Origin of the sequence: Acinetobacter indicus (assembly GCF_009914475.1) — a bacterium.
Classification (GTDB): domain Bacteria; phylum Pseudomonadota; class Gammaproteobacteria; order Pseudomonadales; family Moraxellaceae; genus Acinetobacter; species Acinetobacter indicus.
Window position 1 is genome coordinate 1,010,880 of the sequence record NZ_CP045198.1, and the last position, 26,626, is coordinate 1,037,505.

Below are 26,626 nucleotides of genomic sequence, written 5' to 3' on the forward strand. Positions count from 1 at the left end.
TTTACAATGACACAGCATTGCAGCACGCTGTTTTTACGTATACTGAAATTAAGCTTATAAAAGAAAGAGGTACATCCTGCATGAAAATTAAAATGCCGTTAATCTTCGCCAGTGTTCTGCTTGCACTTTCAGCTCCTGCCTTTGCGGATGATGACCAGAAAATTATTGCGCAAGCAGCAAAAAATATTATGACCACTGCGCAGGCACTGAAAGCCGCAGATGAAACACCAGTTACGGTGTATGGCACTATTCATAAACATATTAAAGATGAAATGTACCAGCTTCAGGATCAGACCGGCATCATCCATGTCGAAATTGATCATGATCTGGCGACACCGGCGCAATTGCTGAATCCGGGTAAAAAAGTCCGGGTGGTCGGTGAAGTGGATACACACCGTTATAAACCAACCGATATTGATGTAGTCGAGATTGAAATTCTGTAAGTTTCAGGCAGATATTTTCTGATCGAAGCTCGCAAAAAATATGAGGTTTCTTTCAACTGCAAAGCCTTATTTATCTGCCTGTTTTTAAAGCAGCACCGCCCTGAAAAGTTTTACTTTTCTTTTAAACTGGGTATTCTTGGCAATAAATCTGTTGTTTATCTCGCAAGCGGTAATCGTGATCAGTAGCGCATTGAATAGAACATGCTCTTCGTCTGTACAAGCCGCATGGCCGATACCAATGATGATCATCAATCTGCTTGCTCAAAAGGACATTGTGTATGTTTAAGTGGTTCGAGAGCCTGGTTAATCCATACCCCACCAAAGGTTTAAATAAACCACTACCTACCCGTTTTTTTCCTTTTGTCTGGCAGGCCGCGCGCGGTGTTCGTCCGTACTTATTGCTATTGGTGCTGTGTACCGCAGGTGCGGCAAGTTTTGAAGCCCTGCTCTATGCCAAAATTGGCGAGCTGGTGAACTGGCTCAGTCAAAGTCAGCCAGATACCTTTCTGGCCGAACATCAAACCAATCTGACTATTCTGACTTTTATCCTGCTGGCCAATATTTTCTTTGCTAGTTTGCAATCCATTATCAAACATCAGATTTTATATAGTAATTTCCCGATGCGCCTGCGCTGGCGTTTTCACAACTTACTGCTGCGTCAAAGTCTGGATTTTTTCCATAATGATTTTGCCGGGCGGCTATCGGCCAAAGTCATGCAAACAGCGCTGGCGGTACGAGAATTCTGGATTATTCTGGGCGATATGCTGGCCTATGTGGTGATTTACTTTATTACCATCAGCGTGGTGTTAGGCGCCATTTCACCTATGCTGATTATCCCGTTGCTGGTATGGCTGGGCCTGTTTATTGCCGCAGCCAGTTATTTTATTCCACGTTTAAGCAGAATCTCCAATAGCCAGGCTGATGCCCGCGCCGTCATGACCGGCCGCGTGACCGATGCCTATACCAACATCCAGACCGTGAAACTATTTGCCCATGCCGGCCGCGAAAGCCAGTATGCCAAAGAATCCATGCAGGAATTTATGGTCACGGTCTATAAGCAGATGCGTTTGGGCGCACAGTATGAAATCAGCATTAACCTGCTGACGGTTGTGCTGTATGTCGGTGTGCTGGGTACGGCGCTGTGGTTATGGATGAATGGCCAGGCAGAACTCGGCATTATTGCCGCCACCACCGCCATGATTCTCAAGCTGAACAGCATTGCTGAATTTATGATGTGGCAAACCTCGGCGCTGTTTGAAAATGTCGGTACCATTCAAGACGGGATGAAAACCCTCGGCCGCCCGATCACAATTGAAGATAAACCGGATGCCAAAACCTTGAATGTCGCGCAAGGTGAAATCAAATTTGAAAATGTCAGCTTTGCCTATAATGACAAAAACGTAATTGAGCAGTTTAACCTGACCATCCGTCCGGGTGAAAAAATCGGGATTGTCGGACGTTCCGGTGCCGGGAAATCGACCCTCATCCAGCTGTTACTGCATTTTTATCAGATTAATCAGGGCCGGATTCTGATTGATGGTCAGGATATTGTCGATGTCACCCAGGACAGCCTGCGTAAGAATATCGCGCTGGTAACACAGGACACGTCGCTGCTGCATCGTACCGTGGCTGAAAATATTAAATATGGCCGCCCTGATGCCAGCGATGAAGAGATGTATGCTGCAGTGGCCAAAGCCAAGGCTGAAGAATTTATTCCGCAGCTGACCGATTTACGTGGCAAACGCGGTTATGAAGCCTATGTGGGTGAACGCGGCGTGAAACTGTCGGGCGGACAACGTCAGCGGATTGCGATTGCCCGGGTATTCTTAAAAGATGCGCCCATTTTAATTCTGGATGAAGCCACCAGTGCGCTGGATTCTGAAGTTGAAGCCGCAATTCAGTCCAGTCTGGATGAACTGATGCAAGGTAAAACCGTTATTGCGATTGCTCACCGTTTATCGACCATTGCGCAGATGGATCGCCTGATTGTGCTGGATCAGGGTCAGATTGCCGAACAAGGCACGCATGATGAACTGGTGGCACTGAACGGAATTTACGCTCAGCTGTGGCAACGCCAAACTGGTGGCTTTCTGATTGAGCAACAACAATTAAAGCAAAAACAAGGAACCTGATATGTTGTATCTGGAAGATTTGAAGGTGGGTGATCACTTTGTCAGTCGTGACTACGAAATGACTTTAGAAGAAATTCAGCAGTTTGCCCACCTGTATGACCCACAAATTTTCCATACCGATGTGCAGCAAGCCGCGCAGCATCCGGTATTTCAAGGCATTGCTGCCAGTGGCTGGCATACTGCCGCGGTAACCATGCGTTTATGGACCGAATGTTTTCCGGTGGCACATGGCCTGATTGGTTCAGAATCCAGTCTGCGCTGGCCGCGTCCGACCCGTCCGGGTGACCTGATTCATGTTGATGTTGAAATTACCGCCATCAGTCCATCAAAAACCAAGCTGGACCGTGGTCTGGTCAGTTATGTGACACAGGCCTTAAACCAGCATGGTGAAGTTTTACTGATTTCGACCACCAAAATTGTGGTGTTCCGGCGGGATGCACAGGTGGCCTAAGCAGTCATTTTGTCAAACAATTTTTCTAGTTTTCCGGTTTTTTTCATGCCAATATAGGCAAGCAAATTTAAAAAATAATACTCATTAGTGCAATGGACCGTGCATGAAAACACTTTTACCGCGTCAGGATCAGGGTGTTCCTGGTGTTTATGGCTTACTTATTCTGGATGTTGTTTCCCGTTGGGGATATAACGCTGAAACCTTTTTTGCTCCCTTCCATCTGACCACTGAACAACTGGCCGATCCTGACTTTCGGATTCCGACCAGCATGGCCAATGACATGGTCAAACATGCGCTGTATCTCACCGGTGAATCGACGCTGGGCTATCATTTAGGCACGCAAATGCGCATCTCGATTCATGGCTTTATCGGCTATGCGATTATGACTGCCAATGATATTAGTGATGCTTTAATGCTGGCCAACCGCTTTATTCAGCTGCGGATGCCCTTTTTACAGCTGTTTTTCTCTACCTTTGGTGAAAAAGCCACCCTGCAGCTGCAAGGTGAAATTGATCTGGAACCGCTCAGAACCGAAATTGCGATTGCACTGATTATTGGCATGATCACCATGGCCAAAGCCATTACCGGCATGGAGCATCTTTCTGGTGAAGTCGATTTTGATTTCCCGGAACCGCTGGGCTTTGAAAAATATGCAGCCAAATTCCCGAATCACAGTTTCCGTTTTGACCAGCCCTATCTGATCTTGAGTTTTGACAAGCAGTATTTGGGGCTGAAAATGATTCATGCCGATCCTATTGCCAGCCAGATTGCCATTAACCAGTGCGAAGCCGAACTTTCTGCCTTGGGTGAACGGCGCCGCCTGTCGATGCGCGTGCGCGATATTCTGACCAATTCCGAACAGCATTATTTAAGTATCGAGCATGTCGCCGACCAGCTGCATATGTCAGATCGCACCCTGAAACGCCAGCTGGCAGCCGAAGGCACCTCTTTTTCTACCCTGGTTGATGAAGTCCGTTACCGGCATGCCACCTCGCTGCTGTCACGTACCGATTACACCCTGGAACAGATTGCCGATGAACTGGGTTATAGCGATGTCGCCAATTTTAGCCGCGCCTTTAAGCGCTGGAGTGGCCGCAGTCCAAGCAACTGGCGTAAAGATCCGTATTTATAAAACTTTTGTTTTTCTGCAAAAGCATGTATAAACATGCCAAAAATGATTTAAATAGTTAAGGAGTCATCATGAATCACCCTTCAGAACTGAAATATGCACGTACACACGAATGGGTACGCATTGAAGGTGATCTTGTTGTTACAGGTATTTCTGATCATGCTCAAGATGCACTGGGCGATCTGGTCTATGTCGAAGCACCTGAAGTGGGCCAGCAAGTAACCGCGGGTGAACAGGCCGGCGTGGTGGAATCCGTAAAAACTGCGTCTGACATTCACGCGCCAGTATCCGGCACAGTGGTTGAAATTAACCCGGCGCTGGAAGATGACCCGGATTTTGTGAATGATGAGCCGTATGGCAAAGGCTGGATTTATAAAATCAAGCCAGACAACCTGGCCGATGTCGAAAAACTGCTTTCAAGCAGCGAATATGAAGCCGGCTTATAAAAAATAATCTTGCAAGAAGATCAGCCTACGGGCTGATTTTTTTAGCTCAAAACCCCATTAAATGAATATAATTATCACAATAAGATAATTTTATTAATTAAATTTATTAAATAACATTAAAATTTACATAAATTATAGCAATACTATATTTTTACCATAAAATAATTTAAGATAGGCCTTGTCTCTCCCATATATCAATAGCGGCAGATCAGCACAACAACAAACGCCCTATTGATCCCAGCACAAAGGTTTAATATGTCAAACACCGCGTCACAGCCTTTATGGAACAAACCTTTTCTTCTGTGTTTTTCCAATAACCTGTTTCTGTTTATTTTCTATTTTGCCCAGACCACCATTCTGCCAATTTACATCCTGAATGAGCTGAACGGTTCACTGGCGCAGGCCGGTCTGGCCATGACCCTGTTTATGGTGTCCTCTATTCTGGTGCGGCCATTTAGCGGGTTGATTATTGAAAAGCTGGGCCGTAAAAAGACCTTGTTCCTGTCCGAAAGCATGTTCTGCCTGCTGTCTTTTGCCTATATTTTTGCTGACAACCTGACCCTGCTGCTGATCATCCGTTTTATTCATGGTATCTGGTTCAGTATTTTAACCACCGTTACTGTGCCAATTGCCAATGACTTTATTCCGGAGCAACGTAAAGGCGAAGGCATGGGCTATTTTGTCATGTCGGTGAATTTAGGGATTGTCCTCGGACCTTTGCTGGGCATTTCCTTAATCCAGACCTGGTCCTATAGCATTATCGCGACTGTGCTGGCGGTGATTATCAGCCTGGGCTTTGCCTTCTGTTTTATGATTCCGCTACGTGAGCCAGAAAAAAATGCGACTGCTGAAACTGTTCGCCGTAAGCTGTCGCTGCATGACTTTATGGAAAAAAAAGCCTTAACGGTTTCAGTGATGGCGATGCTGGTGGCCTTTTCCTATGCCAGCATCATGTCTTTTATTTCCACCTATGCCGAAGAAAAAGACCTGCTCAGTTATGCCAGCATGTTCTTTATTGTGTTTGCTATTTCCATGATGAGCCTGCGCCCGATTACCGGGAAAATTTATGACCGTTATGGTCCGCGCTATGTGATTTATCCTTCAATCTTAATGTTTGCCGCAGGTCTGGCATTGCTCAGCCAGATGCAGGGTGTGGTCAGTTTTATGGTCTCTGCGATCTTTATTGGGATGGGATTCGGCACCTTGCAACCATGTTTACAAACCTTGGCGATTCAGCGCGCGCCTAAATCGCGGATTGGCCATGCCACCTCAACTTTCTTCACCTGCTACGATATTGGGATTGCCCTCGGTTCGCTACTGGTCGGCTTACTGATTAGCTGGCAAGGCTATAGCATCACCTATCTGGTCTGTGCCGGGGTGGTGTTGTCGAGTCTGCTCTTTTATAAGTTTGTGGTTAATCACCCAGCCACGGCCTAAATAAAAAACGCCCAAATTGGGCGTTTTATTTTTTAAGTGATGCTAGATAAATTGCAGCTTAAGCACTCTGTTGAGGAGCAGATTCCGTATCTTCATCTTCCGGTTTTGGCTCTTCCAGCATGCTAAAGCTCATAGCTGCCGAAGCTTCGCTTGGCCGGTTACTTTTCAATTTAATCTGTAAGCGCAATTCATTCATCGAATCGGCATTACGAATTGCTTCTTCATAGGAAATCGCGCCTTCGTTATACAAATCAAATAGAGCCTGATCAAACGTCTGCATGCCCAGTTCACGCGATTTGCCCATAATCGACTTTAACTCATGGAACTGGCCTTTTAAAATCAGTTCAGAAATCAGCGGCGTATTCAGCATAATCTCGACTGCCGCACGGCGGCCTTTACCATCTTCGGTACGCACCAGACGCTGGGAAATAATGGCCTTCATATTGGACGACAGATCCATCAGCAACTGGTTACGGCGTTCTTCCGGGAAAAAGTTGATAATCCTGTCCAGCGTCTGGTTGGCGTTATTGGCATGCAAGGTGCCCAAACATAAATGCCCGGTTTCGGCAAAGGCAATCGCGTGTTCCATGGTTTCGGTATCACGAATCTCGCCAATTAAAATTACATCCGGTGCCTGACGCAAGGTATTTTTCAGCGCATTGTGCCAGGAATGGCTGTCGACCCCGACTTCGCGATGGGTAATCATTGACTTCTTATGCTTGTGCACATATTCCACCGGGTCTTCCACGGTAATAATATGCCCGGCTGAATTTTCATTACGATGATCAATCATCGCCGCCAAAGAGGTCGATTTACCTGAACCGGTTCCCCCCACCACCAGCACCAGACCACGCTTTTCCATAATAATATGCTTCAGCGATTCCGGCAGTTTCAGCTGGCTAAAGTTTGGAATTTCCGCGCTAATGGTTCGAATCACCATCCCTACATGCAGCTGCTGTTGAAACACATTGACCCGAAAACGCGATACCTCCGGCACACTAATGGCAAAGTTGCATTCCAGATCAGTTTCAAACTCGCTACGCTGTTTTTCATTCATGAGGCTGTAGGCGAACAGCTTGGTTTTTTCTGCGGTCAGCGCCTGTTGTCCCAGCGCTTTCATCATGCCCTGATGTTTAATGCTCGGTGGAAAATCCGCGGTAATAAATAAATCTGATCCCCCAAACTCAACCACTTTGCTGAGCATATGAAACATAAATTTACGCGCATCTTCGAGTAATTCTGCACTGTACATCATCAATTATTCACTATCTGTTCTGTCATCATTTTTGGCCCCAACGCGCCGGTATTCAACCGATTGGCAGCGCTGAGCATGTTGTCGATATTGCATCAATCATCCTGATTTCACAATCAATAAAAATTTCAACTTATTCAAAAAATTCAAGATAATCTGCCAATTTCATCAAACTTTTCTATTTTAATTTTAAGGTGCTGATAAAAAATAAGCCCCTGAGGTTCAGGGGCTATTCATTCAATACAATTGCAGTTTAAGCACTACGTTTTAACGGTCGTAAGACCAGTTCTTGTGCGACCTGAAACAGTAACTGTTCAGTCTTGTTCCAGCCTAAACAGCCATCGGTCACGGACTGGCCATAGGTCATCTGATCCGAGATTTTCTGTTGTCCATCGACCAGATGACTTTCCAGCATGACACCGCGAACCTGAGTCTGTGCACGCTCTGCCACAATGGTTTTTAACACCTCTGGTTGTAATAACGGATTTTTACTGCTGTTGCCATGACTGCAATCAATCACCAGCGCTGGCATCTCGCCTTTGACTTTGGCTTTGATTTTTTCAATTTCAGCCAGCTGGTAGTTCGGGCCAATATTGGCGCCACGTAAAATCAGATGTGCTTTCGGGTTGCCCTGTGATTCTAAAATACACGGTAAACCTTGCTGGCTCATGCCTAAGAACTGATGCGGATGTGAAGCCGATTGAATTGCGTCTAAAGCAATTTGTACCGAACCATCGGTACCATTTTTGAAGCCAATGCTGTACGGCATGTGGCTAGAAATTTCACGGTGAATCTGAGATTCACTGGTACGCGCGCCAATCGCACCCCAGGCCAGTAAATCGTCAAAGTAGGCCGTTGCCATCGGGCTTAGAATTTCCGAGGCAATAGGCAGCCCCATTTCAATAATTTGCAAGTACAGTTCACGTGACTTTTCCAGTCCCAATTGCATATTGGATGAACCGTTTAATTCTGGATCGTATAAGAAGCCTTTCCAGCCAACCGTGGTGCGCGGTTTTTCAATATAGGCACGCATTACCAGGAAAATCTGGTCTGCCACCTGGCTTTGCAGTTGTTGTAATTTTTGTGCGTATTCCAGTGCTGCCGCAGGATCATGGATGGAGCATGGGCCGGTAATCACCAGCAAACGTGAATCGGTACCGTTAAGAATATTCTGAATGGTTTGACGCTGCTCGGCAATTTGCTGTGCCAACGCGCCAGAAAGCGGCAATTGCGCCTTGAGCTGATAAGGTAAGCTTAAAATTGTTTCTTTGGCTGAGGATTGTTGTAATGCAGTATTTAAAGCGTTCATTGATTCTTCCTTTGGACTGTGGTTTGACAGTCCGAACTTTTATTTGAGCGATATGGGTCTAATACAGGTCAGGTTGGTCATAGCTTGACTAAAGTAAAACCAATAAAAGTTGCTAAAGTATGAATAGTTAAATGTACGCATGAGAATCTCCAAAAGATTGATTAAATTCAAGATATAAAAAAACCTGATCAGGGTTGCCGATCAGGTATCAACTGGTGGGCAACCTTATTTTGCCCGAACGCGTTCAGGCAATTATCTAAACTGCCAGAAGTAATAGTATGCGTTTGAGATTACAGGTTGCTTTAACATCTTTATTTCTTCAAAAAAGTATGTGTCTGAAAAATAAAATACGCGCTATTTCCAGCTTTGACAATAGTTTTCTGGATGTTTTTTAGCATTCTTCCGGATTTCCTTTCACATTTAGTAAAATACAGCTTTCCTCCAATTGATCTCCTATCTTCCGGGTTAAATCACGTCGAAAGACTCAAATTACTTTTGGATAAAAAATTATCCGCATTAAAATTACCTTCTATTGGATATTTACAGTCAAAACACCACCATTAAAAACCTTTTAAAATCATTAACTAATTCATTAAAAATCATAGCCCACCCACCATTTTTACAAAAAGTTACAATTATATTTCTTTCTATTCACCAATAAAACACAAAACAATATTTTATAAATATCATTACTTTAATTTATCATTAAGCCTGATTTGAGTTATAAGTTACGAAATGCGTAATCATATTACGTATTGAACAAAGATTAACTCTTGCTAAGATATTTTCATCTGGAACTCCCTGATTTCAGGAAATTCCTGCAAAAACAACAAGTGAAGCAATTGGATTGCTCACCATACATGAGGATGGAACATGCACAACTTAGCTAACCCTTTAGAGCTATGCGGATTTGAATTTATTGAGTTTGTCTCGGAAAATGGCGCTCTGGATTCAGTTTTTCAAACGCTCGGTTTTACCCAAGTGGCTAAGCACAAATCCAAAAATGTCTACTTATGGCGTCAGGGCGACATCAATATCATTCTGAACTATCAGCCAGAATCCTATGCATCGTATTTCTTTAATGAGCATGGTCCATCGGCCTGTGCCATGGGCTTTAAGACCAAAAATGCAACCCGTGCCTATCAGAAAGCGCTCGAACTCGGTGCCGAACCAATCAAAAACGTGATTGGTCCTATGGAACTGAATATTCCAGCGATTAAAGGCATTGGTGGCTCACCGATCTTTCTGGTCGACTGCGATATCTATCAGCAGGATTTCGAGTTCTTTGAAGGCGTTGATCCGCGCCCGGTGGGTACCGGTTTAAAAGAAATTGACCATTTAACCCATAATGTCTACAAAGGCCGGATGCAGTACTGGGCCAATTTCTATGAAAAAATCTTTAATTTTCAGGAAATCCGCTACTTTGATATTAAAGGTGAATACACCGGCCTGACCTCAAAAGCGCTGACTGCACCAGATGGCAAAATCCGTATTCCACTGAATGAAGACTCGGACAAAGGTAACGGACAAATTGCCGAGTTCCTGTCGGAATTTAACGGCGAAGGCATTCAGCATATTGCCTTCTCAACCGATGACCTGCTAGCGACCTGGGACAAGCTCAAGGCCTTGGGCGCCAAGTTTATGACTCCACCACCGGCAACCTATTATGAAATGCTGGCAGAACGTTTACCGGAACATGGCGAACCGACTGCAGAGCTGCAACAGCGTGGCATTTTGCTGGATGGCAATACCAAAGATGGTGAAAAACGCCTGCTGCTACAGATTTTCTCGGAAAATATGATTGGCCCGGTGTTCTTCGAATTTATTCAACGTAAAGCAGATGATGGCTTTGGCGAAGGAAACTTCAAAGCCCTGTTCGAATCGATTGAGCGTGACCAGATTAAACGTGGCGTGCTTGACGTCTCTGCCTGATTTTCAGGTGTTCTAAATCCCGACAACGCCGCTCTTGCACATGCGATTTGGCATGTGTCAGGGGCGACGCATGTTTAAATTTAAGCAATCACATCACCTGCGCCAAAACAATAACAACACAGTGATGTCGATTTTACATGGATGATAAAAGATGCAACAACATGATGGCAAACTACATAAGGGCTTGAGCAACCGGCATATCCAGCTCATTGCCCTCGGTGGCTCAATTGGCACCGGATTATTCCTCGGCATCTCCCAGACCATTAAACTGGCCGGCCCGTCGGTCATTCTGGGTTATGCCATTGCTGGCCTGATTGCATTTTTAATGATGCGTCAACTGGGTGAAATGATAGTCGAAGAACCGGTCAGCGGTTCTTTTAGTCATTTTGCCTATAAATACTGGGGCAAGTTTGCCGGCTTTATGTCGGGCTGGAATTACTGGGTACTGAATGTGCTGGTGTGTATGGCCGAACTGAGTGCCATTGGCCTGTATATCCATTACTGGTGGCCGGAGATTCCGACCTGGGTCTCGGCACTGGGCTTCTTTATTTTTATTAATGTGATTAACCTGCTGCATGTCAAACTGTTCGGCGAAATGGAATTCTGGCTGGCGATTATTAAAGTGCTGGCGATTGTCGCCATGATTGCGTTTGGGAGCTATCTGCTGGCCTCAGGCACGGGCGGTCCACAGGCGCATTTAAGCAATTTATGGGAACTTGGCGGCTTTTTCCCCAATGGTGTGATGGGCCTGGTGATGGCAATGGCCATGATCATGTTTGCCTTTGGCGGTATTGAGCTGGTCGGTATTGCCGCAGCAGAAACTGACAACCCGAAAAAGACCTTACCGAAAGCGGTCAATCAGATCGTATACCGGGTTTTATTATTCTACATTTTAACCCTGCTGATTATTCTGGCCTTATATCCATGGAACCAGATGGCACAAGGCGGCAGCCCGTTCGTGATGATGTTTGATTCTTTGGGCAGTCAAGGCGTTGCTACCGTGCTGAATTTCGTGATCTTGACTGCGGCGGTGTCGGTCTATAACAGCACCAACTACTGTACCAGCCGTATGCTTTTAGGTCTTGCGGAACAAGGCAATGCGCCGAAGTTTTTAAGCAAAATCAATTCACGCGGTATTCCGGTAAATGCGGTGATGGTTTCGGCCTTTTTCACCCTGCTCTGTGTGCTACTGAATTACCTGTTTCCAGAAACGGCGTTCAGCCTGTTGATGATGCTGGTGGTGGCAGCCATTGTGATTAACTGGGTGGTGATTTCCTATACCCATCTGAAATTTAAACGTCAGATGCTGGCGCAGCAACAGCAAACCCTGTTCCCAAGTATTGCCTATCCGTTTACCAATTACCTGTGTATTGCCTTTATGCTCGGTATCTTGGTGATTATGAGCCAGACCCCATCAATGCGTATTGCGGTCGGTCTGCTGCCGGTATGGATTGGCCTGTTATCGCTGGCCTATTACCTTAAACAGAAAAAACTGGCGCGCGATCCTGCGCTCATCAAAGCCAAAAGCTATTAATTCAGGAAGATTGTATGTTTCAACATGTCGATACCTATGCCGGCGATCCGATTCTGTCCCTGATGGAAGAATTCCAGCATGATCCGCGTCCGCATAAAGTTAATCTCAGTATCGGGCTGTATTATAACGAGGCCCAGCAGGTTCCGCAGTTGCGTGCCATCCAGCAGGCTTATCAGGACCTAAATGCCGAGCAGCAGAAGGTCAAACTGTACCTGCCAATGCAAGGTATGCCGGCTTATAACAGCGCCGTCCAAGCACTAATTTTTGGCGAAGATAGTCCGGCTTGTCAGGCCGGTCGTGTAGTGACCTTACAAACGCTGGGTGGTTCGGGCGCACTAAAAGTGGCGGCAGATTTCTTAAAACGCTATTTCCCGGCCTCTGAATTATGGGTCAGCCGCCCGACCTGGGATAACCATATTGCGATTTTCCAGGGCGCCGGCATTCGCTGTCATGAATATCCGTATTTTGATCCGCATAACGGTCAGGTGGACTTTGCTGCCATGCTGGATTGCCTGCAACAACTGCCGGCACAAAGTATTGTCCTGCTGCATCCCTGCTGTCATAACCCGACCGGTGCCGACTTGTTGCCAGCGCAGTGGGATCAGCTGATTGAGCTACTGGCGCAGAAGCAGCTGATTCCGCTCTTGGATATGGCCTATCAGGGCTTCGCCGAAGATTTTCACGCAGATGCTTATGCCATCCGGGCGATGGACAGGGCCGGCCTGAATTTTCTGGTCAGCCATTCATTTTCCAAAATTTTCTCTTTATATGGCGAACGGGTTGGCAGCTTAAGTGCGGTCTGTGATGATGCCACCACCGCCCAAAGCGTGTTAGGCCAGCTGAAAGCCACCGTACGCCGGATTTATTCCAGCCCGCCGACTACCGGCGCGATGCTGATTCAGCATGTGTTACACACGCCGACGCTGTACCAAAGCTGGCAGGACGAACTGACCGAAATGCGTGAGCGCATTCAACAGATGCGTGAGCGTTTAAAACAGCAGCTCGAACTTGCCTTACCGGGGCAATCTTTTGACTATCTGACCCGGCAGCGCGGCATGTTCAGCTATACTGGCTTGAGTGCAGCCCAAGTCGATCAGCTCAAGCAGGAGTTTGGTATTTATCTGGTGCGTAGTGGCCGGATGTGTGTGGCAGGACTAAACCAGAACAATGTCGATGCAGTGGCACATGCCATGGCACAGGTATTACAGCATAGTGATACTGCTCTCACTGCTTAAACCTCTGTTCCCTCGCAAATAAAAACGGGCCATGTGCCCGTTTTTATATTTTTATATCGTAGAAATTTGAAGATTATGAAGCGGCTTTTAACATCTGCTTAGCTTCAAGCTGATTGACAGCATTGCTAAATAAATAGCCCTGACCAAAATGGCAGCCAAACTGTTTCAGGGTTTCAAACTGCTCCTTGGTTTCAATGCCTTCGGCAATAATATCCAAGGACAAAACCGGCCCTAACTTGATAATCGCTTCGACAATGGCCTGAATTGATTTATCACTATTGATGCGGTTGACGAAATCACAGTCAATTTTCAGGCTATCTACCGGATAATCACGTAAATGGGTTAAGGAGGAATATCCGGTGCCAAAATCATCCAGCGAAATGCGAATACCGGCCTGTTTCAGTTTATGGATGGTACGAATTACACATTCAGAGCCACGCTCGGCCAGTGACTGCTCGGTAATTTCAATTTCAATTAATTGCGCCGGAATCTGATAATACTGCATCCGTTTTAACAGCACTTCTGCGTAGTTATCGCGCATCAATTCCACCGGCGAGGCATTAATTGACACCGGCACCGTCTGTAGACCTTGTTTGATCCAGCTTTGTACATCGCTAAAAATCGCCTGCTGCATCAATTCGCTGATTTTTGTGGTCAGCTCATAATCGCTAAAGGCTTCTAACAGCTCTTTCGGATAACGATAATGCTGCTGTTCATCCTGCCAGCGCAATAAAGCCTCAAAGCCAATCAGCTCACCGGTTTCAATACACACTTTCGGCTGATAAAACGGCACAATCCGCTGTTCACGAATAATCATGCGTGCCGTCTGCAGCTGCTCTGCCTTGCTTTGGACCGCCGCCAGCATGGAATGATCAAACATGCGGATGCCACCGCGGCCACCGGCTTTCAGGTCATTCAGCGCGGTATCGGCACATTTCATCAGTTCGGGAATTTCTCTGGCATCTTTGGGATACATCGAACAGCCAATGCTCATGCCGCAGTTAATGATCCGGCCGCTATAGGTAATGGGTGCATCCAGCAGTTTGGCAAACTTCTTGGCCAGTTCAATCAGCTGCTGTTCATTTTCAACCGAATGCACCACCACGGCAAACTCATCACCACCCAGGCGTGCAATACTGACCTGTTCTGAAATATATTTTTGAAAGCGTTTGGACAATACTTTTAATAAATGATCGCCGGCCTGATGGCCCAGGGTATCGTTAATATTTTTAAAATGATCCAGGTCAATCAGCATGACCCCGACCAATGTGCGGGTTTCTTTGGCGACCTGAATTGCCTGTTTGGTTTTTTTCCGGAAAGTTCGGCGGTTAATCAGCTTGGTCAGATCATCGACTTCACTGCTGAGTCTTAATTTATCTTCGGCAATTTTTTGCAAGGTCACATCACGCGATACACATAAAATACTGGTGGTTTCGCCGTGTTCGTTTAGCACTGGGGTCAGCATATTGTCCCAGTATTTCACTTCATCTTGGTGAATACTCATACCCGGGAAACGGGAATTTTTGCCTTTAATCGCCTCACGAATGGCCTGCTGACCTTTTTCACGAGCTTCGGGTGGTAATAGATCAAGCCATTTCATGCCGAAATTCTTTTCCCGCTCTTTGCCTAGCAAAGCCTGGCAACCTGAACGGTTCATATGCGACAGTGAGCCATCCGGTTTGACAATCTTGATACAGTCAACACTGACATCCAGCATATGGGTGTGGGCACGTAAGGTATCTTTGGTTTCCCGATATTTCACCGCACTGTCATGAATATTGGTACAACTGATCATCCACTGGTCACAGCCCTCGAGCTGCTGCGAATTTCGGGCAATTAACAAAAACCAGTGATAGCGCTGCTGGCGATCCCGAATCCGGCATTCTTTTTCAAAACTCTGACCACTTTTTTGCGCACTTTCCCATAAAAAACACAGATGCTCGGCATCTTCCGGGTGAATGGCATTCAGCCAGCTTTGAGCAGTCAGGCTTTGCTCATCTGAAGCAAGATACTGTTTAAAATTAGAATTATATAGATGATGTCCGGCTGAACTAACCCAAATCAGTTGTGGCATCATTTCAATGGCGCGAATAAAGTCTTTCTGAAAAGGAGATTTCTCAAGTTTAGGCGTGACCTGTTTGGACTTGTCTTTTAATACCTCAAGCAGATTAATATGACTCATATCGCATTTTCCAGGTTATAGTGCAAATAAGATCACACTTCTATACAAATATGTATTATAAGAGCTATAAAAATTATTTTTAACCCACGGTAAATAAAAATACCCAGTTTTTGTATATTCTTTTTGTAATTAAAATGGCTTAAGAATATACAATTTTCTGTGCATATTCCTGACTTTAAGCATGCAGCCTAGTTCTACTTTGTAGCGAGACTGGGCAGTTTTGATAGAAAAAAGATATCAGTTGTGATGGTTTCTGTGAGTGCAGATACAAAAAAACACCGGGTCTAAGCCCGGTGTTTTTTAGATAAGGTCATTACGACTCGAAATGAATTACACTACGAATTGATTTACCTTCATGCATTAAGTCAAATGCTTCATTAATCTGTTCTAACGGCATGGTATGGGTAACAAAAGGCTCCAGCTGAATATCACCTTTCATGGCCTGCTCGACCATGCCTGGTAATTGTGAACGGCCTTTAACGCCACCAAATGCAGTGCCCATCCATTTACGGCCCGTCACCAATTGGAATGGGCGGGTCGAGATTTCTTTACCGGCACCAGCCACACCAATAATCACCGATTGGCCCCAGCCACGATGGGCACATTCCAGCGCGGAACGCATCACGTTGACATTGCCGATACATTCAAAGGAATGATCAACACCCCAACCGGTCATTTCAACAATCACTTCCTGAATTGGGCGCTCATAATCATTCGGGTTAATGCAGTCAGTCGCACCAAACTGTTTGGCCAGTTCAAATTTTTCCGGGTTGGTATCAATTGCAATAATACGGCCGGCTTTGGCCTGACGCGCACCTTGCACCACGGCCAGACCAATCCCGCCTAAACCAAACACGGCAACGCTGTCACTTTCCTGCACTTTGGCAGTGTTATGCACCGCGCCAATACCGGTGGTTACACCACAGCCCAACAAGCACACCTGTTCATGGTTGGCTTCCGGGTTAATTTTGGCCAGTGACACTTCGGCCACCACAGTATATTCACTGAAAGTTGAGCAGCCCATGTAATGATAAATGGGCTGACCATTATATGAAAAACGGGTGGTACCATCTGGCATCAAACCTTTACCCTGGGTAGCACGCACCGCCACGCACAGGTTGGTTTTGCCCGATTGACAGAACAGACATTCACCACATTCCGCGGTATACAGTGGAATCACATGATCACCCGGTTTAAGGCTGGTCACACCTTCACCGACTTCCACCACCACACCCACGCCTTCATGACCCAACACGGCTGGAAACACCCCTTCAGGATCATCACCTGACAAGGTAAAGGCATCCGTATGACATACACCGGTATGACTAATTTTAACCAAGACTTCTCCAGCTTTTGGCGGAGCCACGTCTATTTCTACAATTTCAAGGGGTTGACCCGGACCAAATGCGACCGCAGCTCTTGATTTCATGAAATTGATCATCCTTTTGATACGTCTTTAACAGATGTCTTACAGTAACCGCTTTTTATCAACAGATTCAACCTATAACATCATGATAATCTATATGAATCAGTAAAAATTTACTTCATAAAAATGATGCCATTAAAATATTACAACATGATCTGGTTGTGCTGTCTGATTCTGGCATGTACCGGTTGTAATTCGCTTGAACAGAACTATGCTGCGCAGGATGCGCCAATTGAACCAGATTTTGAACACTGGATGCCGCGACCAGAGGCACAGGCACAACTACAACGCGGACAAACCGCCTATTTACCGCTGTATGACGGATTTATCAGTATTGCTTCACGTTTACATTTAATTCATAACGCCAAACATCATTTAGACCTGCAATATTACATCTGGACCGATGACGAAATTGGTCATTTAGTGCTGGCCGAATTACTCAAAGCCGCCGACCGCGGGGTACAGGTCCGGTTACTGATTGATGACCAGAATGGCACCCAACTGGACGATACCTTGCTGGCACTCAGCCATCATCCGAACTTTAAAATTCGCCTGTTTAATCCTTATAAATTCCGTCATTTTCGGGCACTGGATTATGCCTTCCGGATGCAGGCAGTGAATCACCGCATGCACAACAAACTGATTATTGCCGATGGCGCGATTGCCGTGACCGGTGGCCGCAATATCAGCCGGGAATATTTTGATGCCAGTGATGACTTTCAGTTTACCGATGTAGATATTCTCTTTGCCGGTAATGCGGTCAAAAAAGCCAACGATAATTTCCGTGCTTTCTGGAACCATGAACTGAGTTTTAATCTGGTCCAGCTGATGGACCAGAACAGCAATAAATACCATCGTAATAGCTTGACCTTGCTGCGGGAAAAATATGCCAGCCAGCAACTGGATGAACAGGAGGTGCAACGTCGGATCAGTTTTGCCGAGCAACAGGTGGCGCAGTATTTAAAACAGCGTTCCTATCATTGGGCCAAAGCGCATTTTGTGGCTGACCCGCCAGAAAAAATCCAGGGCAAAGCCAAAGATGAAGAGATGATTTACCATCAGATGATCCAAATTATGGGCACGCCCGATCAGCATCTGGAACTAGTATCTGCCTATTTTATTCCGACTCAACGCGGTACGGATTATATGAGCCGTCTGGCAGAAAACGGCATTGATATCCGGGTTTTGACCAACTCGTATATGGCCAATGATGTACCGATTGTACATGCCTTCTATCAGCAATACCGGCCGCAGCTATTGGCCAGTGGCATTCGACTGTATGAGTTCAAGCGTTATATTCAGCGCGAAGAACGTACCTGGTATGAAATTATTACCGGTAACGTGATTCCAGCCAAAGGCCGCAGTGCTTCCAGCCTGCATGCCAAATTCTTTGATATTGATGGCAAGGTATTTATTGGCTCTTTTAATTTTGATCCGCGCTCGGCTTTTTTAAATACCGAAGTCGGGCTGGTGCTGGAATCTGATGAACTCCAGGATGAAATTTCAGATTCATTGAATCAGTACCTGCCGCAAATTGCCTATGAACTAAGGTTAGATGAGAAAGGACAGATTATCTGGCTGGATTATCAAAAAGATGGTTCAGTGATTCAGCACAAGGTTGATCCGGAAACCACCAGTTTCCAGCGTTTTGTGATGAATTTAATGACCCATGTCCCAATCGAGTGGATGATGTAATGACATCCACATTACAGTAAATATACATTGACCAAGATAATTGAATACGAGTTGCTCTATAGGTTTGCAGCAAACCCGATACCCGGAGAGATTGTGTGATCTCTCACTTCGTATTTATCGCCAGAAGGTTTTACTCTCCTGCTACATTACTTTAAAATTCACGCTTTATTTTTCTTCTTTTTTTAGATCTCTCCCCATGCAATTTTTTGATTTAAGCCGTCAATTTAAATTAAGTGATATTCTCAGCCCGACTAAAACCCTGAATGAATTGGGCCAGCAAGAGTGGTTTCTGGCCAAAGTGCGAGTCGAACATGATTGCCTGTCCGACTCGGAGCAGCTTGAAGGTCAGGTAGTGTTGCAATCGAATGAGAATATTCAGCTGGAACTGGAATGGCTGATTCAGGACACCGGTTTTGAATTGCAGGTGTTGTTTAAGGGTGTAGAAACTGCGGCTGAACAGGAAACCTTGGTGATGGTCAAAGGTGCACAACTGGTGGATGATGCACAGCAACCGCTCTCAGCCCAAGCCCTCAGCTTATGGATTGATGGCACTTTATTACCGATGTTGCCGCAAATCCGCAAGGAAATTAAAGCCCGCCTGAATTTATGGGATTATGTGGAATACGGAGCTTAAGTCCTTTTATTCTGCTTTTACTGCTGAAACATGAAAAAAGAGCGAAGTTTTTCGCTCTTTTCTGAGCTGTGCTCGTCAGATTTCCTCTCGTTCTATTTTTAAATCCAATTTATGATGAATATGCAGTTGCGCTTTCACGCATAACAATAGTTCTGGTCTTTATTATGCTGGTTTTAACTATAAAATGAGTATAAAAATGAACAAGAATATGGATGCTCAAACCTGGGGGCAAATACGACAAGTGGTTGCGCAGGCGCAGCGCGCCAGTATGCACTGCTCCATCGCCAGTGTGAGTCCAGAAGGTATCCCGAATATCACCCCGATTGGAACCTTATTTTTAAACGACAGCTCTCCCACCGGTTTCTTTTTTGATACCTACTCTGCCACGCTGCAACAGCATCTCAAACATAATGCGCAGGCCTGTATTCAGGCCGTAAACAGTAGCCGCGGGTTCTGGCTAAAATCAATGATGTCAGGTCAATTTCGCACTTATCCGGGTGTGCGTTTATATGCCAAGATTGGTGAGTTACGCCCGGCCACTGCCGAGGAAATGCATCAGGTGCGCCGTAGAATTGCGCCGTTAAAATGGACACGCGGCAGCAAGCTGATCTGGTCGGATTTCACCCAGGTTCGGGAGGTGCATATTCATGCGTTTAGATGGGTAGAATATCCATCAATGATGCCAAAGACATCCTCTCTTTTTTAAAGCAGGCCGACATCCTTAAACAGACCGCAATAAAGTTCAGCCTTTTTCTCCACCGCTAAGGGATAGGCGCGAGATGAAGATGGCATACGGTATAAATGCAGCTCTCGACCAGCAAAGATCGCCTGTGAAGATTGGCCAATTACCGGTTTCGGCGTGCCTTCCGGCATTGATTCCATCAAGGTATCAGTGGCTTTATCACCCGTGGTCATAATGTACTGGCACAGCGGCATTTGCTGGAGCAGCCGATTTAAATCGGTCGGGGTGTGAATATGCAGAAATTTATCTGAAGCATTGCCCTTTAAACGGCTAATCCGGTAGGCGGTATCAAACAGTGCAATACCGGTATCTTTTAAAAAGTTTTGAATCAGTTCAAGCTGAAAGTTTTTATTCGGCAGGTCTAAAAAATAGTTTTTATCCTGAAAAAAGCAGATACCAAAAATCCGCCACATATCATTCTGATAATTCGGATAATAAAATTCCATTTTCCAGCGATTTTTGGGCGGTGGAAAACTGCCCATCATCAGCAGTTTGGCATTGGAGGGTAAAAAAGGCTCAAAGGGATGGGTTTCAATTTCAAGATCATCAATCATAAGGCAGCAAACTCAATTCACTTTATTCATCTTAAGCCGTTGTTTAATTTTGAGTGTTACTCCTTTGCCCCATATTTGATAAATTTCTTTACTCGGATGAAAGCCATCTTCGGCCATTTCCAGTTGCATCTGCTGATATTGTGCAATGTCATATTCAATCCAGTCCATGTTTGGCTGCTTTTGAATAAATTTATGCAGTTCACGGTTCATCTGCTTGGCATATTGGCCAAACAGCCACGCCAGCGGATTCGGTAAAGCCGGGAAAAGTTGCATCGGTGGTACACCTGCTGCAAGGATGAGCTGTGGCTGGAATTTAGCTGCAATCAGCTGATACAACTGCGCCTGCTTTTGAATCCAGATATCGGCTGGTATCAATTTGGTGACATCATTCACCCCGACCGAGGTGACCACTACATCAAACTTTTCAGTGTCCAGCTGCTGAACGCTTTGAATGACCTGCCCTGTAGTATTGCCTGTTTTGGCATGCAGTTTCCAGCTGACCTGAAATTCGGAAGTGAGTCCGGCCAGAATCGCGCCGAGCAAGGCATCTTCCTGATGGCTAACGCCAACGCCGGCAGCGGCTGAATCCCCCAGAATCAAAATGGATAAGGCCTGTCCCTGACCGCTCGTGCCTTCACGTTCGCCTTCTGGCTCTGCCAGTCTTAAGGTATTTTTCTTGACCCGGCGGCCTTGAATAATCAGGGCGGGAATTAAACCCAAGGTTGCAAGCTTCAGAAACATCGCATTGTCGATCATCTTCAAAAAAATCGGGCCTATTTTAACCAAAATAAGCCCTCTATTTTTATCTTTCTATGAAATATTTTTAAATTTTCAAATATTTAAAACAAACATTTAAAATAAAAAGTGAAAAGCGCCAAATGGAACTTTTCACTTGATATACATGTGGATTAACCGAGTTTATTGACCAGTTTTAAAGGTAAGACTTTCATGGCCAAGCCCAGTGGCAACCATGGCCATTTTGGCACATAAGCTTTTACCGGTGCTTTTTCAATTTCTGCGGCCAGTAAGCGTGAACCGGTTTGCTCATCCACTTCAAATGGTAATTTTTTCGCGCCTTCGTTAATTTCGGTACGGATATAGCCTGGGAAAATGGTGGTAACTTTAATTGGCGTATCAATCAGCTCGGCACGGATGCCTTCGGCCAGATGTGCCACGCCAGCTTTACTGGCACCATACGCCGTCAGATGTTTTGGCATACCACGCATTGCACTCATGGAAGAAATCATCACCAGATGACCAGAATTTTGGGCACGGAAAATTTCTACCGCAGCTTCACATTGCGCCAGCGCTGAAATAAAGTTGGTTTCAACCGTGGCGCGGTTAATCGCAAAATTGCCTTTGCCGATCCGGCGGCCTTCACCAACCCCGGCATTGACAATAATCCGGTCAATTGTGCCGAGCTCTTCTTTAAAGGCACGAAACACCTCAAATACCTGATCATAATTGGTCACATCTAAGGTTTTTGCGGCCACGCTCACGCCGTACTTGCTTTCCAGTTCCTGTTTTAAGCTTTCCAGACGTTCCATACGACGCGCACAAATGGCCAGATTATAGCCTTTTTGTGCAAATTCGCGGGCCATACCGGCACCAATGCCGGAACTTGCGCCGGTAATTAAAATTGTTTTGGTCATCTGTCTATTCCTTGATTAAATCCAGGTTAATAATTCTGGATGTTGTGCTTTTATAAAATGATGTTCATTCAGACTTAACAGTTGCGGCTCATTGCCGACCAGACGCAAAGTGGTCATGCTGGTATTGGCGATGGCCCAGTTCAGTGCAAAAGTCCGGTTAGGATTCAGTTCCAGAATTTTTCCAGCAACAACCGAAATGACTCCGCCCGAAGTAAACACAATCGCGTAACGCGGTTTGGTTTGGGCCAGTTCATCACACAGGTTTTGCAAGGCGGTTTCGACCCGGGCCTTGAAATGCGGCCAGGATTCTTCATATTCATGGTGATATTCACCGCCAGTCCAGCGTTCAATGGCACCTTCAAAAATTTTTGCCAGATACGCCCGCGGATTAAGCTCTTTGGCTACATCGGCCTTTAATAAATGCGGTTCATTAAAGCGCGGTTCGTATTGGGCAAACACCTGCTGATGATTAAACTCGTTCCAGTCCGGATTGGTGACCAGATGAGCTTCAGGGAAACATTCGGCCAGAGCGATCTGTGCAGTCTGCTGATGGCGCTGCATGGAGCCGGCCACCACATAGGGTTCTTCTTTTAAGATGTTGTCAAAATACTGCCCCAGCAGTTTGGCCTGCAATTCCCCATTCGGCGAAAGCTGGTCATAGCTTTCTGCACCAAAAGAAGCCTGGCCATGACGGATTAAATAAATGGTCGTCATTTCGGCAGCAGCTCCTTAAATTTGGCCATATATTTTTGTGCCAGCTCATTGGCTTCAATTTTTTGCAGCCCAATCAGTTTTAAGGCGCGGATGTGCAAGGCATGAATCACAATCCAGAAATCTTTAAAGGCCGGATTATTGGTCTGTTTATGATAATAACGGTAGTAAATCTGCTGGGCGATCACCGCCAGACGGAAAATCCCGAACACTTCATAGAAGGTCCAGTTTTCCGGTTGCAGGCCGGTTTTTTCCAGATAGTAATCGACCACCTGTTTACGGGTGAACATGCCTTTTAAATGGGTCGGCTGACGGCGGGTGGCTTTAAAAATCTGGTTATCGGTTTCTTCTACCCAGTAGGCCAAAGCGGAACCAAGATCCATCAGCGGATCGCCCAGAGTTGCCATTTCCCAGTCCAGCACGCCAATCACTTCGGTTGGATGCTGCGGATTTAAAATCACATTATCAAAACGCCAGTCATTGTGAATAATGCAGGTGGTGGAATCTGCCGGAATATTCTCGTGCAGCCATTTACGCACATATTTAAATGACGGCACATTCAGGGTTTTGGCTTTTTCATAACGGCTGTCCCAGCCTTCCACCTGACGACGGCAATAGCCCTCACCTTTACCGAGTTTTTCCAGTTCAGTGCCCTGATACGGCACCTGATGCAGCTCGATTAATTTATCAATCACATTAATGCACAGTTCCTGAACCTGGGTTTCATCAAAGTTCAGTTCTGGCGGCAGTTTGGCCCGCGGGATAATACCTTCCACGCGCTGCATGATATAAAAATCACAGCCAATCACCGATTCATCCTGACACAGCGCCACCATCTGCGGTAACACCGGATAATACGGCGCCAGATTTTTTTGTACATGATATTCACGCGCCATGTCATGCGCAGATTTGGCTTTGGTGCCTTTGGGTGGACGACGTAAAATTAAATCGGCATTGCGATAGTTCAGACGATAGGTCCAGTTGGAGGCACCGCCTGAATATTGGGTCACTTCAACGGGTTCCTGAACATCAACCCCTTGCGCCTTTAACCACTGGCTTACTGCCTGAATATCCAGTTCCTCGCCTTCACGAACCTGACCGCCAACATCAATCACTGACATGTTATTTTCCTGATTTTTCACTTTTTTAGGTCTTGCTCTATTAGAGCATTTTCAGCTGTAAAGACCCACACTGTTTCTGGTGTTTTGCCACTTATTTTTTACGACGGGTACTGTAGCCACGTTTGGCCAGTTCCAGTTTGGCAATCATGCCTTTATGCACTTCATCCGGGCCATCGGCCAAACGTAAGGCACGTGCCTGGGCAAAGAAACCGGTCAATGGCGTATCGCGGGACAGCCCGGCACCGCCGTGGATTTGCATGGCCATATCCACCACTTTTTCCAGCACGCTTGGCGCCACCACTTTAATGGCAGAAATTTCTGTTAAGGCGGCCATATTGCCTAAAGTATCCATTTTATAGGCAGCATAAAGTGTTAACAGGCGTGCCTGATCAATTGCCACACGCGCTTCGGCCACACGCTCCAAATTGCCACCGAGTTTCAGGATTTCCTTGCCAAAGGCAGTCCGGTTCATGCCGCGGTCAATCATCAGTTCCAGTGATTTTTCTGCCGCACCGATACAACGCATACAGTGATGAATACGGCCGGGTCCTAAACGGCCCTGGGCAATTTCAAAACCTTGGCCGGCACCGCCAATAAAATTGGCCACTGGCACGCGGACATTGTCAAAGCTGACTTCACCATGGCCATGCGGCGCATCATAATCGCCAAACACCGGTAACATACGTTCAATTTTCACCCCTGCAGTATCAACCGGGACCAGCACCATCGAATGTTGATGATGACGGTCTTTGCTTTCATCCGGGGTATGCGCCATAAAAATAATGATTTTGGCATTCGGATCACCCAGACCCGATGACCACCATTTACGTCCGTTCAGGACAATCTCATCACCATCTACCACCGCTGTGGCCTGCATATTGGTCGCATCAGAAGAGGCCACTGCCGGTTCGGTCATACAAAACACCGAGCGGATTTTGCCTTCGAGCAGCGGCATCAACCATTGCTGTTTTTGCTGTTCTGAACCATAACGCCATAACACTTCCATGTTGCCGCTATCTGGCGCGTTACAGTTAAATACGGTCGGGGCAATCAGGCTACGGCCAGACAATTCGGCAATATGTGCATATTCCTGCACTGACAGGCCCTGGCCCAAATTAGGACAAGGCAAAAACATATTCCACAGTCCCGCGGCTTTGGCTTTGGCTTTTAAACTTTCTAATTGCGCCGGCCACTGCCATTGCGTCCAGTCACCACCCTGATTCAGTTCATGCACCTGCTGCCAAAAGTCGGCCTCACTTGGTTCAATTTCTGTTTGAATAAACTGTTGGGTTCTTTCGAGATAATCCTGTGCGCGTGCTGACAATTCAAACATGACTGTAGCTTCCTCAATCTGTTGTTATATTGGCTTTACAACACCTTAACCTAAAAATTATTATGCATGAAATGATTTTATTGAATTAAATACTATGCACAATATTCATAATAATAGCCCGATGGATCTGGGTGCTTTTCATCGTATTGATATTAATTTATACCCGCTGTTTATTGCGATTTTTGAACAAAAAAATATTTCCAAAGCGGCGCAGCTCTTATGTATCAGCCAGTCGGCGACCAGTCACGCTTTACAAAGGCTTAGGTTACAGTTACAGGATGATCTGTTTATTCGCACCGGCCATCAGATGTTACCAACGCCGTTTGCCGAGCAGATTTATCCGACTATTAAAACTGCGCTGCTGTCTATTCAGCATATTGCCCGGCAAAAACAGCAGTTTGAACCGGCGATGGTACATACCCTGAAAATTGCCATACATGATGAAATTGAACCGATTATTTTTCCCAAACTGGTGCAGCACTTTCAGCAGCTGAACTTGGAGATTCAGTTTTTAAGCAGCAAGCTGGACCGTAAAACCATGATTAATGATCTGGCCACCCAGCAAATTGATTTTGTGATTGATCTGGAACACAAGCTGGGCGATAAAATCCAGTTTCAGGCGCTGGTCCAAGACCGTTTCGTGGTTTGTAGCCAGCGTTCATCCATAGATAAAGAATTATATTTGTCTGCGCCGCATATTGGTGTTTCTTCACGCCGTAGTGGTCTGCTGCTGGAAGATATTTATTTAAAGCGCAATCAGCTGTCTCGAACCCTATTATTACGCTGTCAGCATTATTCCACTGCCCTGCAAATTCTGGCGCAGCATGACACCGCGATACTGACTATTCCGGAAAGTATTTTGCAACATTTACATATTGACCCGAAGCTGCATATTTTTGAATCGCCTGTTGACTTGCCGAAAATTGATTTGGGGATGTTCTGGTATAAGGAGATGCAGGAGAATGCACGTCATGCATTTTTAAGAGCGGAGATTTCTAAAATTTTTGCTTAGGCTATTTCAGTAGAATAATCTTAATTATGCTTAGGCTATTTTAAATGAGGTCAGAAAATTTACTTAGGCTATTTAGATCACTCAAATTCAAGGCGCTTTATCTTCATTAAATTTCAAACATCGCTCAAGCCCTTGCCAGATCAGGCGTTGCAGCGTAGCTGATTTGTTAAAACTAGCTAATTGGCGATTTAATCGACCGGCGAATTGCGCCATTTCTTTTACACTAGCACTTTTATTTTTCACGGTTTACAGCTGGCTGGTCTG

General features: G+C 45.8%; 25 protein-coding genes. 13 read left to right on the top strand and 12 right to left on the bottom strand.

Annotation, left to right across the window (positions count from 1 at the left end; genetic code table 11):
• The first annotated feature begins 80 nt into the window (after nt 1–80).
• Nucleotides 81–443, top strand: coding sequence for a NirD/YgiW/YdeI family stress tolerance protein (locus GA693_RS05310; RefSeq protein WP_075166578.1), 363 nt, complete (start codon nt 81–83; stop codon nt 441–443).
• Between the two features lie 84 nt (nt 444–527).
• On the opposite strand, the gene GA693_RS05315 is transcribed toward GA693_RS05310, so the two are convergent.
• Nucleotides 528–692 (bottom strand): hypothetical protein, encoded by a 165-nt coding sequence (locus GA693_RS05315; RefSeq protein WP_155757083.1) that lies wholly within the window; start codon nt 690–692, stop codon nt 528–530.
• Between the two features lie 29 nt (nt 693–721).
• On the opposite strand from GA693_RS05315, the gene GA693_RS05320 reads away from it, so the two are divergent.
• The 5 genes from GA693_RS05320 (at nt 722) to GA693_RS05340 (ending at nt 6,038) form a co-directional block, all read left to right on the top strand.
• On the top strand, nt 722–2,575 hold the full coding sequence (locus GA693_RS05320) for an ABC transporter ATP-binding protein (protein WP_005178171.1): 1,854 nt from the start codon (nt 722–724) through the stop codon (nt 2,573–2,575).
• Between the two features lies 1 nt (nt 2,576).
• Nucleotides 2,577–3,026, top strand: a complete 450-nt coding sequence (locus GA693_RS05325; protein ID WP_016658087.1) for a MaoC family dehydratase — start codon at nt 2,577–2,579, stop codon at nt 3,024–3,026.
• A gap of 103 nt (nt 3,027–3,129) precedes the next feature.
• Nucleotides 3,130–4,158 (top strand): helix-turn-helix transcriptional regulator, encoded by a 1,029-nt coding sequence (locus tag GA693_RS05330; protein WP_005178175.1) that lies wholly within the window; start codon nt 3,130–3,132, stop codon nt 4,156–4,158.
• Between the two features lie 68 nt (nt 4,159–4,226).
• Entirely contained in the window at nt 4,227–4,601 is a 375-nt protein-coding gene (gene gcvH / locus GA693_RS05335; protein ID WP_005178176.1) for a glycine cleavage system protein GcvH, read from the top strand.
• Nucleotides 4,602–4,856: 255 nt separating this feature from the next.
• Nucleotides 4,857–6,038, top strand: coding sequence for an MFS transporter (locus GA693_RS05340; protein WP_160241281.1), 1,182 nt, complete (start codon nt 4,857–4,859; stop codon nt 6,036–6,038).
• Nucleotides 6,039–6,096: 58 nt separating this feature from the next.
• On the opposite strand, the gene GA693_RS05345 is transcribed toward GA693_RS05340, so the two are convergent.
• Together GA693_RS05345 and GA693_RS05350 are read right to left on the bottom strand one after the other, a co-directional pair.
• The gene (locus GA693_RS05345) at nt 6,097–7,290 is read right to left on the bottom strand and encodes a PilT/PilU family type 4a pilus ATPase (RefSeq protein WP_045794791.1); all 1,194 of its coding nucleotides are present in this window, start codon (nt 7,288–7,290) and stop codon (nt 6,097–6,099) included.
• A gap of 253 nt (nt 7,291–7,543) precedes the next feature.
• Nucleotides 7,544–8,599 (bottom strand): 3-deoxy-7-phosphoheptulonate synthase, encoded by a 1,056-nt coding sequence (locus GA693_RS05350; protein ID WP_104471376.1) that lies wholly within the window; start codon nt 8,597–8,599, stop codon nt 7,544–7,546.
• An 873-nt stretch (nt 8,600–9,472) separates the two neighbouring features.
• On the opposite strand from GA693_RS05350, the gene hppD reads away from it, so the two are divergent.
• From hppD to GA693_RS05365, 3 genes are all read left to right on the top strand, one after another.
• Complete coding sequence (gene hppD / locus GA693_RS05355; protein ID WP_016658083.1) at nt 9,473–10,531, top strand: 4-hydroxyphenylpyruvate dioxygenase; 1,059 nt, start codon at nt 9,473–9,475, stop codon at nt 10,529–10,531.
• Nucleotides 10,532–10,682: 151 nt separating this feature from the next.
• Nucleotides 10,683–12,065 carry an amino acid permease gene (locus tag GA693_RS05360; RefSeq protein WP_016658082.1) on the top strand — a complete coding sequence of 461 codons (1,383 nt, stop codon included), beginning with the start codon at nt 10,683–10,685 and terminating at the stop codon, nt 12,063–12,065.
• A 14-nt stretch (nt 12,066–12,079) separates the two neighbouring features.
• Nucleotides 12,080–13,300 carry an amino acid aminotransferase gene (locus tag GA693_RS05365; RefSeq protein ID WP_160241280.1) on the top strand — a complete coding sequence of 407 codons (1,221 nt, stop codon included), beginning with the start codon at nt 12,080–12,082 and terminating at the stop codon, nt 13,298–13,300.
• Between the two features lie 73 nt (nt 13,301–13,373).
• Here GA693_RS05365 and GA693_RS05370 read toward each other — a convergent pair whose 3' ends face one another.
• Both GA693_RS05370 and GA693_RS05375 read right to left on the bottom strand, forming a co-directional pair.
• Nucleotides 13,374–15,482 (bottom strand): sensor domain-containing protein, encoded by a 2,109-nt coding sequence (locus tag GA693_RS05370; RefSeq protein WP_160241279.1) that lies wholly within the window; start codon nt 15,480–15,482, stop codon nt 13,374–13,376.
• Nucleotides 15,483–15,795: 313 nt separating this feature from the next.
• A complete protein-coding gene (locus GA693_RS05375; protein ID WP_160241278.1) occupies nt 15,796–16,911 on the bottom strand; it encodes an S-(hydroxymethyl)glutathione dehydrogenase/class III alcohol dehydrogenase in 1,116 nt (371 codons plus the stop codon).
• A gap of 123 nt (nt 16,912–17,034) precedes the next feature.
• Between GA693_RS05375 and GA693_RS05380 the strand changes: the two genes are divergently transcribed.
• The 3 genes from GA693_RS05380 (at nt 17,035) to GA693_RS05390 (ending at nt 19,943) form a co-directional block, all read left to right on the top strand.
• Nucleotides 17,035–18,603, top strand: a complete 1,569-nt coding sequence (locus GA693_RS05380) for a phospholipase D family protein (RefSeq protein WP_160241277.1) — start codon at nt 17,035–17,037, stop codon at nt 18,601–18,603.
• A gap of 196 nt (nt 18,604–18,799) precedes the next feature.
• The gene (locus GA693_RS05385) at nt 18,800–19,237 is read left to right on the top strand and encodes a hypothetical protein (protein WP_005178205.1); all 438 of its coding nucleotides are present in this window, start codon (nt 18,800–18,802) and stop codon (nt 19,235–19,237) included.
• 196 nt (nt 19,238–19,433) lie between these two features.
• Entirely contained in the window at nt 19,434–19,943 is a 510-nt protein-coding gene (locus tag GA693_RS05390; RefSeq protein ID WP_160241276.1) for a pyridoxamine 5'-phosphate oxidase family protein, read from the top strand.
• On the opposite strand, the gene GA693_RS05395 is transcribed toward GA693_RS05390, so the two are convergent.
• From GA693_RS05395 to GA693_RS05420, 6 genes are all read right to left on the bottom strand, one after another.
• Nucleotides 19,940–20,530: a uracil-DNA glycosylase family protein gene (locus tag GA693_RS05395; RefSeq protein ID WP_171065083.1), complete on the bottom strand. Its 591-nt coding sequence runs from the start codon at nt 20,528–20,530 to the stop codon at nt 19,940–19,942. The two genes, GA693_RS05390 and GA693_RS05395, sit on opposite strands and share 4 nt — an antisense overlap.
• A 15-nt stretch (nt 20,531–20,545) precedes the next feature.
• A complete protein-coding gene (locus tag GA693_RS05400) occupies nt 20,546–21,274 on the bottom strand; it encodes an SGNH/GDSL hydrolase family protein (RefSeq protein WP_160241275.1) in 729 nt (242 codons plus the stop codon).
• Nucleotides 21,275–21,441: 167 nt separating this feature from the next.
• Complete coding sequence (locus GA693_RS05405; protein WP_016658074.1) at nt 21,442–22,185, bottom strand: SDR family oxidoreductase; 744 nt, start codon at nt 22,183–22,185, stop codon at nt 21,442–21,444.
• Between the two features lie 15 nt (nt 22,186–22,200).
• A complete protein-coding gene (locus GA693_RS05410) occupies nt 22,201–22,899 on the bottom strand; it encodes a histidine phosphatase family protein (protein WP_016658073.1) in 699 nt (232 codons plus the stop codon).
• Complete coding sequence (locus GA693_RS05415) at nt 22,896–24,017, bottom strand: phosphotransferase family protein (protein WP_104487283.1); 1,122 nt, start codon at nt 24,015–24,017, stop codon at nt 22,896–22,898. Before GA693_RS05415 ends, GA693_RS05410 begins: the two co-directional genes overlap by 4 nt.
• Before the next feature lie 91 nt (nt 24,018–24,108).
• Nucleotides 24,109–25,350, bottom strand: coding sequence for an acyl-CoA dehydrogenase family protein (locus tag GA693_RS05420; protein WP_127801468.1), 1,242 nt, complete (start codon nt 25,348–25,350; stop codon nt 24,109–24,111).
• 94 nt (nt 25,351–25,444) lie between these two features.
• Between GA693_RS05420 and GA693_RS05425 the strand changes: the two genes are divergently transcribed.
• The gene (locus GA693_RS05425; protein WP_160241274.1) at nt 25,445–26,362 is read left to right on the top strand and encodes a LysR family transcriptional regulator; all 918 of its coding nucleotides are present in this window, start codon (nt 25,445–25,447) and stop codon (nt 26,360–26,362) included.
• Nucleotides 26,363–26,449: 87 nt separating this feature from the next.
• On the opposite strand, the gene GA693_RS05430 is transcribed toward GA693_RS05425, so the two are convergent.
• Nucleotides 26,450–26,605, bottom strand: a complete 156-nt coding sequence (locus GA693_RS05430) for a hypothetical protein (RefSeq protein WP_160241273.1) — start codon at nt 26,603–26,605, stop codon at nt 26,450–26,452.
• Nucleotides 26,606–26,626: the final 21 nt, after the last annotated feature.